This window comes from Stenotrophomonas sp. YJH_SMC_64 (genome assembly GCF_059371375.1).
Genome location: NZ_JCAFUN010000022.1, coordinates 1 through 17755, shown reverse-complemented (window position 1 = coordinate 17755; position 17755 = coordinate 1). Strand labels below are relative to the sequence as shown.

The window sequence follows — 17755 nt, the reverse complement described above, 5'->3', positions numbered from 1 at the left end:
GGGATCCGACCCCAGTTCGCCCGTGTGGCAGGTTGGGGTCAGGGCAGCTGGGTGCGTACCCGGGCGAAGCGGCGCAGGTCGTGCAGGACGCCGCGCTTGTAGACCGCACAGCGCTCCACGCCCTCTTCCTGGAAGCCGTTCTTCTCCAGTACACGGGCCGAGCCGAGGTTGAAGTCGACCACGGTGGCCTGCAGCCTGAACAGGCGTAGTTCGTCCATCACCCACGGTGCGAACAGGCCGACCACGCGGGTCATCACGCGTTGGCCCCAGTAGGCCTGGCCGAGCCAGTAACCCAGTTCGGCGGTATGCCCACGCTCGGCCACGCCCTGCTGGGCACCGACGCTGCCGCAGGCCTGGCCGTCGATCTCGATGGCCAGGTTCAGCGTGCCAGGGGCCAGCACGCGGCCCGCCAGGAAGGCCTCGCCATCCTCGCGCGTGTACGGGTACGGAAAGCGATCACGCAGGCCGCGCGACACCTCGGCGTCGTTGGCATGGCGCAGCAGGGATTCCAGGTCATCCGGGCGCCAAGGGCGCAGGCGGAAACCTTCTCCCTGTAGGGGCGGGGTCAGAGCCCTTTCCGTTCCGGAAAGGGATCCGACCCCTGGTTCGACCCCGTCGGCGTGCCGGTCAGGCATGCCCGCCCACCGAGGGCGATTCGGCTTCCTGCTTCTCCAGCTCGCGCTTCACCGCTTCCGGCGAGCGGGTGTACGGGGCCAGCCGCGCGTAGAACGCCGGCACCACGAACAGCGACAGGAACGTCGAAAGAGTCACGCCGAAGATGATCACGATGCCGATCGTGCCACGGCTGGCCGAGCCGGGGCCACCGGCCACCACCAGCGGAATCGCGCCGACCACGGTGGCGATCGAGGTCATCAGGATCGGGCGCAGGCGCACCATCGCCGATTCGATGATCGCCTCGCGCACGGTTCTTCCGTCGTCGCGCAGCTGGTTGGCGAATTCGACGATGAGGATGCCGTTCTTCGCTGCCAGGCCGACCAGCATGACGATGCCGATCTGGCTGAACAGGTTCACCGTGCCGCCGCTCACCCACAACCCGACCAAGGCACCGAGCACGCCCAGCGGCACGGTCAGCATGATGGTGAGCGGGTGGATGAAGCTCTCGAACTGCGCGGCCAGCACCAGGTAAACCACCAGCAGGGCCATGGCGAAGGTCAGCAGCACCGCGCCACCCGCACTCTGGTACTCGCGCGATTCGCCCTTCCAGTTCACCTGCGCGTACTGCGGCAGTTCCTCGCGGGCCACGTTCTGCGCCCAGGCGATGGCCTCGCCCAGCGGATAGCCCGGTGCCAGGCCGGCGGTGATGGTGATCGAGCGCAGGCGGTTGAAGCGGTTCAGCGTGCCCGCCTCGGCCACTTCACTGAGCGTGACCAGGTTGGACAGCGGCACCAGTTCGCCGGAGGTGGCGCGCACGCGGATCGCGGCCAGGTCGGCCGGGCTGGCACGGCCATCGCGACCGGCCTGCACCAGCACGTCGTACTCCTCGCCGTTGTCGACGAAGGTGGTAACGCGACGCGAACCCATCATGGTTTCCAGCGCCGAACCGATCGCGGTGACCGGCACGCCGAGATCCGCCGCACGCTGGCGGTCGATGTTCACCCGCATCTGCGGCCGGGTTTCCTTGTAGTCCGAATCCGGGCCGACCAGGCCGGGATTGTCGGCCATGCGCAGCAGGATGCGGTCACGCCACTGCGCGATCTCGGCGTATTCCGGGCCGCCCAGCACGATCTGGAATGGCTGGCCGCCACTGCGCACCAGCCCGCCGCCCACCTGCGTACGCACGCGCACGCCGCGGATGGTGTCCAGTTCCTTCTGCAGTGCGTTGGCCACGTCCGGCGTGGCCTCGCTGCGCTGGCGCCACGGCTGCAGGAAGATGCTGACGCGGCCGGTGTGCATTTCCTCGCTGGCACCGAAGCCGCCGGGCACGCGGGGGTTGGCACGCACGATCGGCTTGTCCGGGCCGACGTGAGGGGCCAGCAGCGCTTCCACCTGCTGTACCTGCTGCACGGTGTAGTCGTAGCCGGCGCCTTCCGGGCCGTCGATCATGATCTGGAACGAACCGCGGTCTTCGGCCGGCGCCAGCTCCGACGGCAGCAGTTTCAGCAGGCCCCAGCTGGCGGCCAGCGCGGCCACCATCACCAGCAGGTAGATCCAGGTGCGGTCCACGTGATGGTCGAGCACGCGACCATAGCCGGAGGCCAGGCGCTCCAGGTTGCGGTTGACGAAGCCATGCAGGCCGCGCGGTGCCTGCCCGGTGTGCGGCTTGAGCAGTTTGGAGGCCATCATCGGCGTCAGCGTCAGCGCCACGAACGCGGACAACGCAACCGCTGCCGCCAGCGCCACCGCCAGTTCGCGGAACAGGCGGCCGGTATTGCCTTCCAGGAAACCGACCGGCAGGAACACCGCCACCAGCACGGCGGTGGTGGCGATCACCGCGAAGGCGACCTGTGTGGTACCGCGCTTGGAGGCCACCAGCGGGGGCTCGCCCAGGTCGATGCGGCGCTGCACGTTTTCCACCACCACGATCGCATCGTCCACCACCAGGCCGATGCACAGCACCAGGGCCAGCAGGGTCAGCAGGTTGATCGAGAAATCGAACGCATACAGCGCGATGAACGCCGCGACCAGGCAGACCGGCACGGTCACGGCCGGAATCAGCGCAGCGCGGAAACTGCCAAGGAACAGCCAGATCACCGCCAGCACCAGGATCATCGCTTCCACCAGCGTGGCGTAGACGCGATCCACCGCCGCTTCGATGAAGGTGGTGTTGTCGAAGGCGACGAAGATCTGCGTGCCCTTGGGCAGGGTCAGCGCCACCCGCTCGGCTTCAGCGCGCGCGGTACGCGCCACGTCCAGCGAGTTGGCAGTGGAGGTCTTGACGATGCCCAGGCCGATGCCCGGCTCGCCGTTGCTGCGGTAGTACGCGCGACGCTCGGCCGAAGCCAGTTCGATCTTCGCCACGTCGCCCATGCGCACCACGTAACCGTCGCGGCCCTTGCCCAGCGGGATGGTCGCAAAGTCTTCCGGCTTGATGTAGTTGCGCTCCACGCGCAGGGTGAAGTCACGGTCGGTCGACTCGATGCGGCCGGCCGGCAATTCCACGTTCTCGTTGCGCAGTGCGGTTTCCACATCGCCAGTGGTCAGCCCGCGCGCGGCCAGCTGGTCACGGTCCAGCCAGATGCGCATCGCATAGCGCTGGCGACCACCGATGCGGACCTGGGCCACGCCATCGAGGCTGGAGAAACGATCGACCACGTAGCGGTCGGCGTAGTCGCTCAGCTCCAGCGTGTCCATGGTCGAGGAGACCATGTTGAACCAGATGATCGGGTCGGCATCGCTCTCGACCTTGGCGATTTCCGGCGGACGCGCTTCTTCGGGCATGCGGTCGGCGACGCGGCTGACCGCATCGCGCACGTCATTGGCCGCCGCTTCGATATCGCGGTTGGAGGTGAACTCGATGCTGACCTGCGAGCGGCCGTTGGTGCTGCGCGCATTGATCGTATCGATGCCTTCGATGCCGGCCAGCGCATCTTCCAGCACCTGGGTGATGCGGCTTTCGATGACCGCCGCCGAGGCGCCGGTGTAGTCCACCGACACCGACACGATCGGCGGATCGATGGCGGGCAGTTCGCGCAGGGTCAGGCGGGTGAAGGACATCACGCCCAGCACCAGCAGCAACAGGCTCATCACCACGGCGAACACCGGCCGCTGGATGGAGATGTCGGACAGCTTCATCCGCCGTGGCCCTCGGCCGCGACCGGCGCCGGTGCATCCGCCGGCTTGGCACCGCTGGCCGGCGCCGCATCCTTGGCCGCGACCTTCAGGCCCGGGCGCAGCTTGCCGGTGCCATCGACCACGATGCGCTGGCCGGCTTCCAGGCCCTGCTTGATCTCAACCACGCCGGCACGGCGCGCACCGGTCACCACGTCCACGCGCTCGACGCTGTCGTCGCTCTTGATGCGGTACACGAACGTGTCGCGGCCCACCTGCACCACGGCAATTTCCGGCACCACCAGCGCCGGGCGCTCGGGGCGGAACAGGCGCACGTCCAGCAGCATGCCCGGGCGCAGCGCGTGGTCGCTGTTGGCGAAATCGCCGCGCACGGTCACCGCACGGGTCGCCGGGTCGATGCGTGCGTCGATGGTGCTGACCACGCCCTCGAAGGTGCGGCCCGGCCACGCCACGCTGGTGGCGCTGACCTTGTCACCGACGCCCAGTGCGGCCAGTTCCACTTCCGGCACCTGGAAATCGATGTGCATGTGCTCGATGTCGTCGAGCGTAGCGATGACCGTGGTCGGGGTCACCAGCGAGCCTGGGCTGACCTGGCGGATGCCGAGCACGCCGGCGAACGGTGCGCGCACACGGCGATCACCGATGTCGGCCTGCATCTGCATCACGCGCGCCTCGGCGGCATCACGGATCGACTTCTGCGTATCCAGCGTGGCGCTGGACACCAACCGCTGGGAGGCCAGCTCGCGCTGGCGCTTGTACAACTGGTCGGCCTCGTGGAAGGTGGCCTGCGCCTGAACCAGCGCCGCTTCCTGGGCCTGCCCGCGCAGCGTCACGATCGGTGCGCCGGCGGCGATGTGCTGGCCGCTTTCGAAATGCACCTTCTCGACGATTTCGCTGACCTTGGCGGTGACGCTGATCGACTCGCGCGCCTTGGCCGTGCCCAGCGCCTGCAGGGTGTCGTTCCACTGCGTGGGCTGCACCACCTGCGCCGTGACCGGCACTGCTTCGCCCTGCCGACGCGCGGCGGCCTCCTGTTTGCCTGCGCACCCGGCCAACACGGCCAGGCTGAGGCCAAGGGCCAGGGTCGAAGCGATACGAGCCAACATGAATGGTCCTGATTGATCCACGGCCGCCGAGTGTAGGCAAGGCCCCGCAAAAGCGGTATGTGCCAAGCGTTTACCATCGTGGAACCGAAGCCGTGATAGCGCCTTGAACCCGTTCCGTGCAAGGCTGCCCTTGGCGGTGTCGGCGTGTGTCGGGTTGTATCCAGCCGTGCACCACGGGCGTTGCCATCGTAGAGTCGAAGCTGCCCGACAGAGGGCGTCGGGCGGGGACGGATCCTGGCGGGGATCCGGCCCCGGTTTTTTTTCACCCGGCGGATCAGTACCGGTAGTTCACCTTCATCCACAGGCTGCGCCCGGGCTCGTTGATGCGCACCGGGTCGGCCGGGAAGCCGAAGTCGGCACTGCCGGCCAGGTTCAGGTGCTCGCTGTAGGCGCGGTCGAACAGGTTGTCGACGCCCGCGCTGAGCTGCAGCTGCGAACTGAAACGGTACGCGGCGTTGAGCGCGAACGTGGCGAAACCTGCACTCGGCCCGAGGTCCTGTGCGACCACGTTGCCCTGGCCCTCGGCCACGCGGTGCTGGTGGGTCACCGCACGCAGCAGTGCCCCGGCACTCCAGCGCTGGCCTTCCCAGTTCGCGCTCAGGCGTGCTTCCAGTGGTGGCATCTGCGGCAGCGGACGCTGCTGGTCGCGGTTCTCGCCCCAGGCATAGGCCAGCGTGCCGCCCAGCTTCCACTGCCCGGCCAGGCTCACTTCCAGGCCCGCCTCGGCACCGGCGATGCGCGCGTCGACATTGCGGGCCTGGCTCATGCCCATCATGCCGCTGCCGTGGTACGTGAACAGGATGTAGTCCTGGATCTGCCCGGCGTACGCCGAAACCCACGTCTGCACGCGCGGTCCCTTGTACTGCAGGCCGACGTCGAGCTGGGTGGTGCGTTCGGGCTGCACGCCGGTGAACGCGTTCACTGCGCCGGCCGGGCCATGGTTGGGCGAGAACAGCTCCCAGTAGTCGGGCATGCGTTCACCGTGGCCGAGCCCGGCGTACCAGGTCAGGCCGTCGGCCAGGTCCTGCTCGTAACGCAGGAATCCACTGCCGAGCCATTCCTTGCGACGCTGGCCCGCAGTCGGATTGGGCCTGTTCCCCATCATTCCGCGGATCGATTGCCGCTCATCGCGGACGCTGGCGCGGTCGATGCGCAGGCCACTGATCCAGCGCTGGTCGGTGCCGGCGCCCAGGGTCAGTTCGCTGAACACGCCATAGCGACGGAAGTTGGCATCAGTCTCCCACGCCGCCTGCCGGTAGGTATCGCGGCCCATGCCCATGCGGCCGCGGTGGCGGCTGTCTTCGCCATCCACACCCGCCACCAGCTGCACATCCTGCCAACGCCACTCGGAACTGACCCGGCCGCCCTGGGTACGGCGGTCCACGTTCGAGGCCATCGGCATCGGCATCATGCTGTTGGGATTCGGCGTGCGCAGCGTGTAGTTGTCCATCACGTGGTCGGCTTCGTTGTAGTACACGTTGGCCTGCACCGTGTCCCACGCGCCCGGCAGGTTGCGCTTCTCGAAGCGTGCCGCGTAACTGGTGCGCTCGAACGCGGCGCCGTCCATGCCGCGCCCGGCATAACGCGCGATCGCATCGCCGGCACCGGCGGAAATCTCCAGCAGCGTGTCGGCATCCGGCGTCCAGCCGATGGCCACGTCACCGTTCCACTTGCGCCACTTCGACGGCACCACGTCACCGTGGCCGTCCTTGTAGTCATCGGCTTCGGACCGGTTGCCGCTGGCACGCACGTAGCCGGTCGGATTGCCCAGGGTCAGGTCCAGCACCTGGTCATTGCGGTTGCGCGAACCGACCAGCGCACTGGCATCGGCACGCAGGCCGGGTTCATCGAAGCGCGGCGTGTCGCGCTCGAAGCGCACGGTACCGGCCGAGGCACCTGCGCCCCAGCGCACGCTCTGCGGGCCCTTGATGATGGTCAACCGGTCGAAGCTTTCCGGCGCGATGTAGGACAGCGGATTGTCCATGCGCGACGGGCAGGCACCGATCAGGTTGCCGTCGTTGCTGAGGATGTTCAGGCGCGAACCGAACATGCCGCGCAGCACCGGGTCGCCGTTGGTGCCGCCATTGCGGATGGCAGAGAAGCCGGGAACGGTTTTCAGGTAATCGGCACCATCACTGGCCGGCACCGGCTGCCGCGGCAGGCGTGGGTCGGTCACCCAGTGCAGCGGCGAGGACGGTGCGGCGGCGGTGACCACCATCGTATCGAGGGTACGCGCCTCTTCGGCAGGCGCAGCGTAGGCCAGTGACGTGGTCACGGCCAGGCCAAGGGCAACCGGCAGGCGCGCGCAAGCGCCCGCGAGGCGGGAAGTCATTTTCATCGGAACAGCTCCAAGGTACGCACGCGCACGGCGCCCGGTCAGGCGTCGTGCGGCAGATTCACGGGGATATCAGCGGACGATGGAGACGCGCGGTGGCCCACGTGCGGCATGTGCGGGCCAGTGCGGTACGGGCAGCACCTGTTGCGACCACGGGAACACCAGGCGCGGCCGCCACAGCAACGGCAACAGCAGCACCAGCACCGCCAGCCATGGCAGCAGGCGCATGGCCAGTACACAGTATTCGCAGGCTTCGCCATGCATGGCGTGGGGATCGGCCGCGGGGCTGGGCGCTGCCGGCGCGGCGCCGTGCTGATCGTGCCCGGCCATGGCCATGGCGTGCATGTCATGGCCCATCGCGGCATGGTCCATGCCCGCCATCGCGGCGTGCTCCATCGGCTGTGCCTGCAGCGCGCGGCTGACCAGCGGCGCAAGCACCATCAGCAGCGTCGCCAGGATGGCGAGCTGGAGCAGAAGACGCTGCGGGCGGGACAGGCGGGTCACCCCGCTAGTGTAGAGGCGGGTCCAGGGTTACCCGTGCGACGAACCGTCGCAGGAGGGGGTTTATCGGCAGGGCTGCGCCCTGCACCCGCTGCGAGCTGGAGCAACAGCAAGAGCCGAAGCAACATCAAAAGCTGGCTTCCTGTGAGTTAGGCGGGGTGGGTCCGGTTGCGGGGGGCGCTGCAAGTACGTCCATGTAAGCTCGGTCGCCGCATCCATGCGGCTCACGCCCCCGCAACCGGACCCACCCCGCCATCGACAGATTCTCGCGATCTGCTGTAGATCCACGCCATGCGTGGATGAATCTCCATCGGAATCGAATATTTCGAACTGGAATCGAAAAGCATCCACGCATGGCGTGGATCTACCGTGTCGACCAAGGTCGACACCTACCAACAGCCGCCGGAATCTGTCAGAGGTGGGGCGGTGTCGGAGTGCGGGGTGTCAGCCGCATGGATGCGGCTGCCAAGCTTACAGGGACGTACTTGCAGCGTCCCCGCACTCCGACACCGCCCCACCAACCCACGGAATGCCGCTTCTGCTGTTGCTGTTGCTGTTGCTGTTGCCTTTGTCCGCAGCAGGTGCAGGGCTGCAAGCCCTGCTCGACCAACCCCTCACACCGTGATGGTCTGGGTCAGTGACTCCCAGGTCGGTGGCACCGGCCACGCGGCGGCCTGGTTGCCATCCAGCACCCTGCGCAGATCGCGCGGATCAATCTGCGGTGCCAGCACGTGCACCAGCTCCAGCGCGTAATCGCGCAGCACCCGGTCGCGCGGCAACACCGCCCAGGCAATGCACTCGCTGATCGGGTCTGGCGCCGGCCACGAGCGCAGGTCTTCGTCGCTGGAACTGACCGCCATCTCCGCCAGCAGGCCTACGCCCAGCCCGGTACGCACATAGGTCTTGATCAGGTCCGCATCGAGCGCGGTCAGCGCCAGGTCCGGCGCCAGGCCGTTGGCAGCGAAGGCGCGCTGCAACGAGGAATTCGGGCGGGTTGAGGATTCGTAGCTGATCAGCGGCTGCCGGGCCAACGCGGCCAGGTCCGGTGCGCGGCCGGCGCGGTCCAGCGGGTGCCCCTTGGGTACCACCACCAGGCGTCGCCAGCGGAACAGCGGCACCGCGATGCCATCGGTGGGCTCACTGCCGGCGGTGCTGATGATCGCGATATCCGCGTCACCCTGATTCAAGCGGTCCAGCGCGTCGGTTTCACCGGCCTGCTGCAGGTGCACGCTCACCTGGGGATAGGCCTGCTTGATCGCTGCCACCGCCGGCGGCAGGACGAAGCGCGCCTGGGTGTGGGTGGTGGTCAGGATCAGCTGGCCCTGGCTCTCGCGGCGCTGGTTGGCCGCGTAGGTGCGGATGTTGTTGGCCTCGGCCAGCACCGCGCGGGCGCGGGCGATGACCTCGGTGCCGGCCGGGGTGACCGACTCCAGGCTGCGGCCCTTGCGCACGAACAACAGGAAGCCGAGCTCGTCTTCCAGCTGCTTGAGCTGCTTGGACAGGCCGGGCTGGGTGGCGTGCACGCGCGAGGCGGCCAGCGTGATGTTCAGCTCGGCGTCGGCGATGGCGACCAGGTAGCGCAGCTGGGTCAGCGTCATGGGAGGCGGGCGGCGTGGGGCGGAGGTCCACTCTAGGGTCAATTGCCGTCACCAGCTTATAACCAAAGGTTGTTTAAGAAAGGTATCTGGTCATTTCCGGGCGTCATATGCCGGCGCTACGGTCAGCCGGCAGCCGCTGGCCTGAACAGCCAGCCCTCCCCTTCTGCCCGCCGGCGTCCGGCGCGGCCCTGTTTCCGGAGCGCTTCCATGGCCCTGTACGACTCCATCCTCGACACCGTCGGCAATACCCCCATCGTCAAGCTGCAGCGCCTGGCGCCGCCGCAGGTCAGCGTCTACGCCAAGGTCGAGTCGTTCAACCCGGGCGGCTCGGTCAAGGACCGCCTGGCGCTGGCGATCATCCTCGACGCCGAAGCGCGTGGCCTGCTCAAGCCGGGCGACACCATCGTCGAAGCCACTTCTGGCAACACCGGCGTGGCGCTGGCGATGGTCGCCGCCGCGCGCGGCTACAAGTTCGTGGCGACCATGGTCGAGACCTTCTCGGTGGAGCGCCGCAAGCTGATGCGCGCCTATGGCGCCAAGGTGATCCTGACCCCGGCCGCCGAACGCGGCAGCGGCATGGTGCGCAAGGCGCGCGAACTAGCCGAGCAGCACGGCTGGTTCCTGGCCAGCCAGTTCGCCAACCCGGCCAATCCGGCGTATCACCGCAACACCACCGCCGCCGAGATCCTGCGCGACTTCGCCGGCAAGCGGCTGGACTACTTCGTCAGCGGCTGGGGCACGGGCGGCACGCTCACCGGCGTGGGCGAAGTGCTGAAGGTCGCGCGTCCGCAGACCCGCATCATCGCCACCGAGCCAGCCGGCGCCGCACTGCTGAAGGGCGATGACTGGAAGCCGCACAAGATCCAGGGCTGGACCCCGGACTTCGTGCCCGACGTGCTCAACCGTGATGTGGTGGATGAACTGCTGACGGTGGAAGATGACCGCGCGATCGCCACCGCGCGCCGACTGGCCGCCGAGGAAGGCATCTTCGTCGGCATCTCCGCCGGCGCTACCGTGGCCAGCGCACTGGACGTGGCCGCACGTGCCGAACCGGGTTCAGTGATCCTGGCGATGCTGCCGGACACCGGTGAACGCTACTTCTCCACGCCGCTGTTTGCCGATGTGAACGAGGGTTCTGACGACGACTGGCTGGCCGGCCTGCCGTGACACCCGGGGGTCAGAGCCTCTTCCATCCGGAAAAGGATCCGACCCCATCCTGTTACATGCCCGGGGGCGGATCCCTTTTCCGCAGGGAAAGGGCTCCGACCCCCTTCTGCTTCAGCCTGCATGAAGGCGTCGCCCGCCATCGTGCGTGAAGGCCGTCGGATCGCAGCGCGTGAGACGGTCATGACGCAGTATCGATGCCCTGTCCCCTACCGTGGGAACAGCCGGCGCAGATGCTGCGCGGATCACCTCACAGGCAGGAGACGGACGCATGAAGATCGAAGTTTGGCAGGGCGACATCACGACCCTGGCGGTGGATGCGATCGTCAACGCGGCCAATGAAACGCTGCTCGGTGGTGGCGGTGTCGACGGCGCGATCCATCGTGCGGCCGGGCCCGCGTTGCTGGCCGAATGCGAGCAGCTGCCGGAGCTGCGCCCGGGCGTACGTTGCCCGACCGGCGAAGTGCGCGCCACCAGTGCTTACGCTTTGCCTGCACGCTACGTACTGCACACGGTGGGCCCGGTCTGGCACGACGGCCAGCGCGATGAACCGGCGTTGCTCGCCAACTGCTACTGGAAGTCGCTGCAGCTGGCCGAATCGCTGGGCGTGCAGTCGATCGCATTCCCAGCCATCAGCTGCGGCGTATACGGCTATCCGCTGTACCAGGCCGCGCAGATCGCAGTGACCGAAACACTGGCCTGGCAGCGCAGCCATGCGCAACCGATGCGCATCGTGCTGGTGGCGTTCAATACCGCTACGGCCAAGGCCTACCAGCAGGCGTTGAGTGCCGCCGGGCAAAGCGCCGACAGCGAACCGCGCGGGTCGATGCTGCCGCCCCTGGGTGACGCGGGTTTTGCCGCCGCGCATTGAATCGCGATGCAGCGCGAAAAGGAAAAGGCCGGGCATTGCCCGGCCTTCTCAGTTGCACCATTGATGTCATCCACGCATGGCGTGGATCACGCTCAACGACTGGCAGCTTCCACCGCAGCGGCGTCATCGGCCACGGCGGCTGCAGCGTCGGCAGCGGCACGTGCAGCCGAGGCGGCAGCGCCATCGGCGCTGGCCCCTTCCACCTGCACGCGCACCTCGACCATGCCTGCGCCATTGTTCAGGCTGGACACGTCGACGGTGTAATGACCGGCCGGCAGAGTCTCTTCCAGGCGCGAGTTGGTACCGTTGCCACCGTCGTCGTCGGTCAGCTCGACATCGCCACCGACCACGCGCAGCACGGTATCGACCTGGCTGGAAATCGCATCCAGGCGCACGTCGGCCGGCCGGTCCAGGGTCAGCAGGAAGCGGCGACGGCCTTCGTTGTCCAGCATGGTGTACACGCTGCCCGACTTCGGCAGGGCGGTGCCATCGCGCTCGACCAGATTCCCCGGCAGTTCGATGCGGGTGGCAGACAGGGTGAACATGCCATTGACACCGCTGCCGAGGCCGCGCGCGGTCAGGGTGTACTTGCCCGGCTTCAGCGACAGGGTCAGCCGCGAGTTGGTGCTGTCGTTGCCATCGTCGTTTTCGGCTTCAACGCCCTGGCCCGACAGCTTCAGCACCGGATCGAAGACATCCGACACCAGGCGGATTTCGTACAGGCCGGCCTTGTCCACCTGCAGGGTGTAGTCCTGCGAATCACTGGCCAGCATGTCCACGATTTCGCCACTGCCCGCCAACAGCTTGCCGTCGTAAGGTTTCAGCTTCTCGGCTCGCAGGCGATACGGACCAAAGGCGGTCGGGCCATCGGCATTGACCGCCACCTGGTAGGTGCCGCCGCCATTGGCACGGAACGCCAGCGAGACGTCGCCTTCGCGTTCGTAACCGGTGTTGCTGGTGGAAACAAGACTGCCGTTGTTGAACACGGCGATCGAGCCGCTGAGGGCACCAGTAAGTTTCAGGCCGACCAGATCCTTGTCTTCCAGCTTGATCTGGTAGAGCTGGTGATGGCTGCCATCATTGAAGTTGATGCCGCTGCGCGAGGTGATCTCGCCGGACACCGGCTTGTCGAAATCGAGCGACGCGGCCTTGCCTGCCTCTGCGCCGCCGCCGATACGGTTGCACCCGCCGGCGACCAGGACCGTGGCGACGGCCAGTGTGATTGCTGCCAAACGCATGTTGTTTCTCCTTGGCCTTCCATGTGGTTCCCGCGTACCGGCCGGGCACGCGGGGGCGGAAAAGATACCCGCAAAAGCAAACGCCGGCGTGATGCCGGCGCTGCCTTGTTCATCCAGCGATGGGACGGATCAGCCGTTCCACTTGCCCAGCGCAGCCAGGCCGTTGTCCTTGGCACGCTCGTACACGGTCTTCTGGGCGGCTGCGTAGTTGCCCTTCATGTCCTTGGCCCACAGCTTCAGCGCGGCCTGCTGCATGGCGCGGCCGTAGGAGAAGCTCAGCGGCCACGGCAGGTTGCCCAGCTGGTTCATCGCGTTCAGGTGCTCGGTGGACTGCTCGTCGCTCTGGCCACCGGACAGGAACACCACGCCCGGCAGGATGGCCGGCACGGTGCTCTTCAGGCACATCACGGTCGACTCGGCCACTTCCTCGACGTCGGCCTGCTCATCGCAGTTCTTGCCGGAGATGACCATGGACGCCTTCAGGATGGTGCCTTCCAGCAGCACGTTCTGCTGGTACAGCGCGTCGAACAGCGAACGCAGGGTGGCTTCGGTGACTTCGTAGCAGGTCTCGATGTCGTGGTCGCCGTCCATGATCACTTCCGGCTCGACCATCGGCACCAGGCCGCATTCCTGGCACAGGGCGGCATAACGGGCCAGCGCATGGGCGTTGGACTCGATGCAGGTGCCCGACGGAATGCTCTCGCCGATGTTGATGACCGCACGCCACTTGGCGAAGCGCGCACCCAGCTTGTAGTACTCCTGCAGGCGCTCGCGCAGGCCGTCCAGGCCTTCGGTGACCAGCTCGCCCGGGCAGCCGGCCAGCGGGTGCGCACCCTTGTCCACCTTGATGCCCGGAATCATGCCGTGGTCGGCCATGTACTTGGCGAACGGCACGCCGTCCCTGGTCGACTGGCGGATGGTTTCGTCGTACAGGATGGCGCCGGAAATGTGCTCGTTGAGCTTCGGCGTGGTCAGCAGCAGCTCGCGGTAGGCACGACGGTTCTCCTCGGTGTTCTCGATACCGACGCCGGCGAAACGCTTGGCGATGGTAGCGGTGGATTCGTCGATCGCGATGATGCCCTTGCCCGGGGCGACCATGGCCTGGGCGGTTTCGGCCAGCTGTTCGATGCTCATGTATTTCCTGTGGCGGGTGCGGGAAAAACGTAAGTATAGCCCCGCTGCCCGTTGCCCCGGTGTCGAGGCCAGGATGGAAACGATTCCAATGTCCGCGCAGGACAAGGGATGTCCTGCGGCATGGGGTCAGAGCCCCTTTGGGGATCTGACCCCGGGTCGGATCCGCGCAGCGGCTCCGACCCGAGGCCGACTGGGTTTACAGATCGCCCAGCCCAATGGCGCGGCCGTCTTCACCCACTTCCAGCAGGCGCAGGGTATTGGTGGCACCGTGGGTTTCCATGTGCTCGCCGCTGGTGAACACGACGCGGTCGCCGGCCTGCAGCAGTTCGGCTTCCACCAGCAGTCGGATGCTGCCGCGCGCGGCTTCGCGCGGGGTCAGGCCGCGGCTGTCGAAGTTGATCGGGAACACATCGCGCATCAGCGCCATCTGCCGGCGCGCGCCGTCATGGCGGGTCACCGCGAACACCGGCGCCTTGGCGCGGAAACGCGACAGGTAACGCGCGGTGCCACCGGACTCGGTCATTGCCACGATCGCGCGCACGCCCACGTGCTGGGACAGGAACATGGTAGCCATGGCAATGGCCTGGTCGGCACGCTCGAGGTTGCGCGGCGAAGCGTTGAAGTCGGTCTCGGTCTGGAACTGGCGCTCGGCCCCCAGGCAGATGCGCGCCATTGCTTCGACCGCCTTGACCGGCCAGGCACCTGCAGCGGTCTCGGCCGACAGCATCACCGCATCGGTGCCGTCGATGACCGAGTTGGCCACGTCCAGCACTTCGGCACGGGTCGGAATCGGGCTTTCCACCATCGACTGCAGCATCTGCGTGGCGGTGATCACCACCTTGTTCTGTGCCAGCGAGGCCTTGATGATCTTCTTCTGCAGGCCCGGCAGTTCGGCATCGCCGATCTCCACGCCAAGGTCGCCACGGGCGACCATCACCACGTCGCTGGCCTCGACGATTTCTTCCAGGTTCTCGATGGCCTCGGTGCGCTCGATCTTCGACACCAGTGCAGCATCACAGCCATGCGAGCGGGCGATGTCACGCGCATCGTTCATGTCCTGCGCGTTGCGGCAGAAAGACACGGCGATGAAGTCGACACCGATCTTGGCGACGATGCCGATCAGCTCCTTGTCGCGCTCGGTCAGCGCGCCCAGCGAGAGGCCGCCGCCCTGCTTGTTCAGGCCCTTGCGGTCGGACAGCACACCGTCGTTCAGTACGGTATTGATGATGCGTTCGCCCTGCACCTCCACCACCTGCAGCTGCATCAGGCCGTCGTCGAGCAGCAGTACATCGCCCGGCCCCACGTCCTGCGGCAGGCCGAGGTAGCTCACGCCCACCTGGGTGGCATCACCCGGGCCGGCGCTGGTGCTGGCGATGAGGTCGAAGCGGTTGCCCGCCTTCAGCTGCACCTTGCCTTCTGCGAAGCGCTCGATGCGGATCTTCGGGCCCGGCAGGTCGGCCAGGATGCCCACTTCCACGCCGACGCGGGCGGCGGCGGCACGCACTTCGGCGGCACGCTTGGCCTGGCCGGACGGGTCACCATGGCTGAAGTTGAGGCGCACCACGTTGACGCCGGCGCGGAACAGATCCTCCAGCACGCCCGGCGGATCAGTGGCCGGACCGAGGGTGGCAAGGATCTTGGTGCGACGCTGACGCTCGAACATGGTGAATGGGCCTCTCCCGATAAAGAACGGAAATTAGCACATCCTTCACGCCGCATGTATACGGTTACAGCCTTGTGCTGCCTGACTTCGCGGGTCATGGAACGGACATCACCCGGACATACGCTGGCGCAGGGCGTTCTGTAGAGCCGGGCCATGCCCGGCTGCACCGTGGGCCGCAATCAGCCGAGCATGGGGCCAGCTCTCCAGACGGGGCGGCTAGGCCAACAGCGTCGTCAGCTGTGCCGGCTCGCGAGCCAGCTGGCCCGCACCGGCTTCGGTCAGTTCGGCCTCACCGCCAAAGCCCCACAGCACGCCCACGCTGCGCAGGCCGTGGTGGCGTGCGCCCTCGATGTCCATGCGGCGGTCGCCGATCATCCAGCACTGTGCGGGCTGCAGCTGCAGGCGGCGCAGTGCCTCCCCGACCAGCTCGGGCTTGTGGCTGCGCGAGCCGTCCAGGGTCGAACCGACGATCTCCTCGAACAGCCCGCCAAACGGCAGGTGCGCAAGGATGCGGCGCGCATGCGGCTCGTTCTTGGCGGTGACCACCGCCAGGCGGTGGCCTCGGCCATGCAGCGTGCGCAGGGTGTCTTCCACCTGCGGGTACACCGTGTGTTCGCGCCAGCCTTCGGCGTCGAAGCGCTCGCGGTAATAGCCCACCGCCTGCTCCACCCGCGCTGGTTCAACGAACAGTGGCGTGAAGGTGGTACGCAGCGAAGGACCGATCCAGCCCAGCAGCGTCTCCTGCGGCGGCACCGGATGGTCCATCTTCTGCAGCGCATAGGCGATGCAGGCGGTGATGCCCACCTGCGAGTCGATCAGCGTGCCGTCCAGGTCGAAGAACAGGACATCCTTGCCGTGCCCGGCACTCATGCGCCGCGCGCGTCGAGTGCGGCCACCGCCGGCAGGGTCTTGCCTTCCAGGAACTCCAGGAACGCGCCGCCGCCGGTGGAGATGTAGCTGACCTGCTGGGCGATATCGAACTTGTCGACCGCCGCCAGGGTGTCGCCGCCACCGGCGATGGAGAACGCCCTGGAGCTGGCGATGGCGCGGGCCAGCGCTTCGGTGCCCTTGCTGAAGGCTTCGAACTCGAACACACCGACCGGGCCGTTCCAGACCACGGTGCCAGCCTTCTCGATCAGTTGCGCGTACTGCGCCGCGGTCTGCGGGCCGATGTCCAGGATCAGATCATCTTCGGCAACGGCGTCGACCGCCTTCACCTCGGCGACCGCGTCGGGCATGAACTGCTTGGCGGTCACCACGTCCACCGGCAGCGGGATGTCGGCGCCGCGCGCCTTGGCATCGGCCACGATCTTCTTCGCGGTGTCCAGCAGGTCCGGCTCGTACAGCGACTTGCCGACGTTGTAACCGGCGGCAGCGATGAAGGTGTTGGCGATGCCACCACCGACGATCAGCTGGTCGACCTTGCCGACCAGGTTGGCCAGCAGTTCCAGCTTGGTGCTGACCTTGCTGCCGGCGACGATGGCCAGCAGCGGCTTGGCCGGTGCATCCAGCGCCTGCGCCAGCGCGTCCAGTTCGGCCATCAGCAGCGGGCCACCGGCAGCCACCGGGGCGAAGCGGATGACACCGTGGGTGGAGGCCTGCGCACGGTGCGCGGTGCCGAAGGCATCCATCACGAACACATCGCACAGCGCCGCGTACTTCTTCGACAGGGCTTCATCGTCCTTGCCCTCGCCGACGTTCATGCGGCAGTTTTCCAGCAGCACCAGCTGGCCCGGCTGCACGTCGACGCCGTCGACCCAGTCGCGCACCAGCGGAACCTCGCGGCCGAGCAGCTCGGACAGGCGCTGGGCGACCGGCGCCAGCGACTCGGCTTCGCTCCACACGCCTTCCTTCGGGCGCCCCAGGTGCGAGGTGACCATCACCGCCGCGCCCTGCTCCAGCGCGCGCTTGAGCGTCGGCAGCGAAGCGGTGATGCGCTGTTCGGAGGTGATGCGGCCATTCTCGATCGGCACGTTCAGATCCTGGCGGATCAGCACGCGCTTGCCGGAGAGGTCGAGGTCGGTCATGCGGACGATGGACATGGGCAACTCTTTGGCTCAGGGACGGGATGCCGGGGTACGGCAGACGGCCATTGTATCGGGTGCGGGTGGTGGGAGGGTCGATGCCTGCGGCAGGCAGAGGCGCACAGCAACAGCAACAGCACAGCCAGAGCCAAAGCGCTGGCGCTTCGTGGTGCCGTGAGTGGGCCGGGGCGGTGTGGGCTGGCAGGGGACGCCGTGAATCCATCCGTGGAGGCTTGGCCGCGGCATCCATGCCGCGGACACCCCCGCCAACCCACCCTTGCCCGGCCCATTCGATATCCCGGTGTCGGACGGCAAGAGCATTGGGTTTCCAAGTGGAAAGAGGGGTCAGATCCGTTTTCCTGCGGAAAACG

At 67.2% G+C, this 17755-nt stretch carries 13 protein-coding genes; 2 read left to right on the top strand and 11 right to left on the bottom strand.

Annotation, left to right across the window (positions count from 1 at the left end):
• Positions 1-38: 38 nt before the first annotated feature.
• From AC5P9L_RS19930 to AC5P9L_RS19905, 6 genes are all read right to left on the bottom strand, one after another.
• Positions 39-635 carry a GNAT family N-acetyltransferase gene (locus AC5P9L_RS19930; protein WP_227843525.1) on the bottom strand — a complete coding sequence of 199 codons (597 nt, stop codon included), beginning with the start codon at positions 633-635 and terminating at the stop codon, positions 39-41.
• Positions 628-3753 carry an efflux RND transporter permease subunit gene (locus AC5P9L_RS19925; protein ID WP_049448776.1) on the bottom strand — a complete coding sequence of 1042 codons (3126 nt, stop codon included), beginning with the start codon at positions 3751-3753 and terminating at the stop codon, positions 628-630. The genes AC5P9L_RS19930 and AC5P9L_RS19925 overlap by 8 nt, the downstream gene beginning before the upstream one ends.
• The gene (locus AC5P9L_RS19920; protein ID WP_060380122.1) at positions 3750-4856 is read right to left on the bottom strand and encodes an efflux RND transporter periplasmic adaptor subunit; all 1107 of its coding nucleotides are present in this window, start codon (positions 4854-4856) and stop codon (positions 3750-3752) included. Before AC5P9L_RS19920 ends, AC5P9L_RS19925 begins: the two co-directional genes overlap by 4 nt.
• 274 nt (positions 4857-5130) lie before the next feature.
• Positions 5131-7194, bottom strand: a complete 2064-nt coding sequence (locus tag AC5P9L_RS19915) for a TonB-dependent copper receptor (protein WP_227415900.1) — start codon at positions 7192-7194, stop codon at positions 5131-5133.
• A 69-nt stretch (positions 7195-7263) separates the two neighbouring features.
• The gene (locus AC5P9L_RS19910; protein WP_076739192.1) at positions 7264-7695 is read right to left on the bottom strand and encodes a DUF2946 domain-containing protein; all 432 of its coding nucleotides are present in this window, start codon (positions 7693-7695) and stop codon (positions 7264-7266) included.
• A 611-nt stretch (positions 7696-8306) separates the two neighbouring features.
• Positions 8307-9290: a LysR family transcriptional regulator gene (locus tag AC5P9L_RS19905; RefSeq protein WP_005410828.1), complete on the bottom strand. Its 984-nt coding sequence runs from the start codon at positions 9288-9290 to the stop codon at positions 8307-8309.
• A 207-nt stretch (positions 9291-9497) separates the two neighbouring features.
• Here AC5P9L_RS19905 and cysK point away from each other — a divergent pair, with 207 nt between their 5' ends.
• Together cysK and AC5P9L_RS19895 are read left to right on the top strand one after the other, a co-directional pair.
• Complete coding sequence (gene cysK, locus AC5P9L_RS19900; protein ID WP_005410829.1) at positions 9498-10457, top strand: cysteine synthase A; 960 nt, start codon at positions 9498-9500, stop codon at positions 10455-10457.
• 268 nt (positions 10458-10725) lie between these two features.
• Entirely contained in the window at positions 10726-11325 is a 600-nt protein-coding gene (locus tag AC5P9L_RS19895; protein ID WP_005410830.1) for an O-acetyl-ADP-ribose deacetylase, read from the top strand.
• Positions 11326-11417: 92 nt separating this feature from the next.
• Here AC5P9L_RS19895 and AC5P9L_RS19890 read toward each other — a convergent pair whose 3' ends face one another.
• From AC5P9L_RS19890 to AC5P9L_RS19870, 5 genes are all read right to left on the bottom strand, one after another.
• A complete protein-coding gene (locus AC5P9L_RS19890) occupies positions 11418-12563 on the bottom strand; it encodes an ABC transporter substrate-binding protein (protein WP_227415901.1) in 1146 nt (381 codons plus the stop codon).
• Positions 12564-12692: 129 nt separating this feature from the next.
• A complete protein-coding gene (locus AC5P9L_RS19885; protein ID WP_005410832.1) occupies positions 12693-13697 on the bottom strand; it encodes a class I fructose-bisphosphate aldolase in 1005 nt (334 codons plus the stop codon).
• A 196-nt stretch (positions 13698-13893) separates the two neighbouring features.
• Positions 13894-15360, bottom strand: a complete 1467-nt coding sequence (pyk, locus tag AC5P9L_RS19880) for a pyruvate kinase (protein ID WP_005410833.1) — start codon at positions 15358-15360, stop codon at positions 13894-13896.
• 216 nt (positions 15361-15576) lie between these two features.
• Positions 15577-16230 carry an HAD hydrolase-like protein gene (locus tag AC5P9L_RS19875; protein WP_005410834.1) on the bottom strand — a complete coding sequence of 218 codons (654 nt, stop codon included), beginning with the start codon at positions 16228-16230 and terminating at the stop codon, positions 15577-15579.
• Entirely contained in the window at positions 16227-17402 is a 1176-nt protein-coding gene (locus AC5P9L_RS19870) for a phosphoglycerate kinase (RefSeq protein WP_227415902.1), read from the bottom strand. Before AC5P9L_RS19870 ends, AC5P9L_RS19875 begins: the two co-directional genes overlap by 4 nt.
• Positions 17403-17755: the final 353 nt, after the last annotated feature.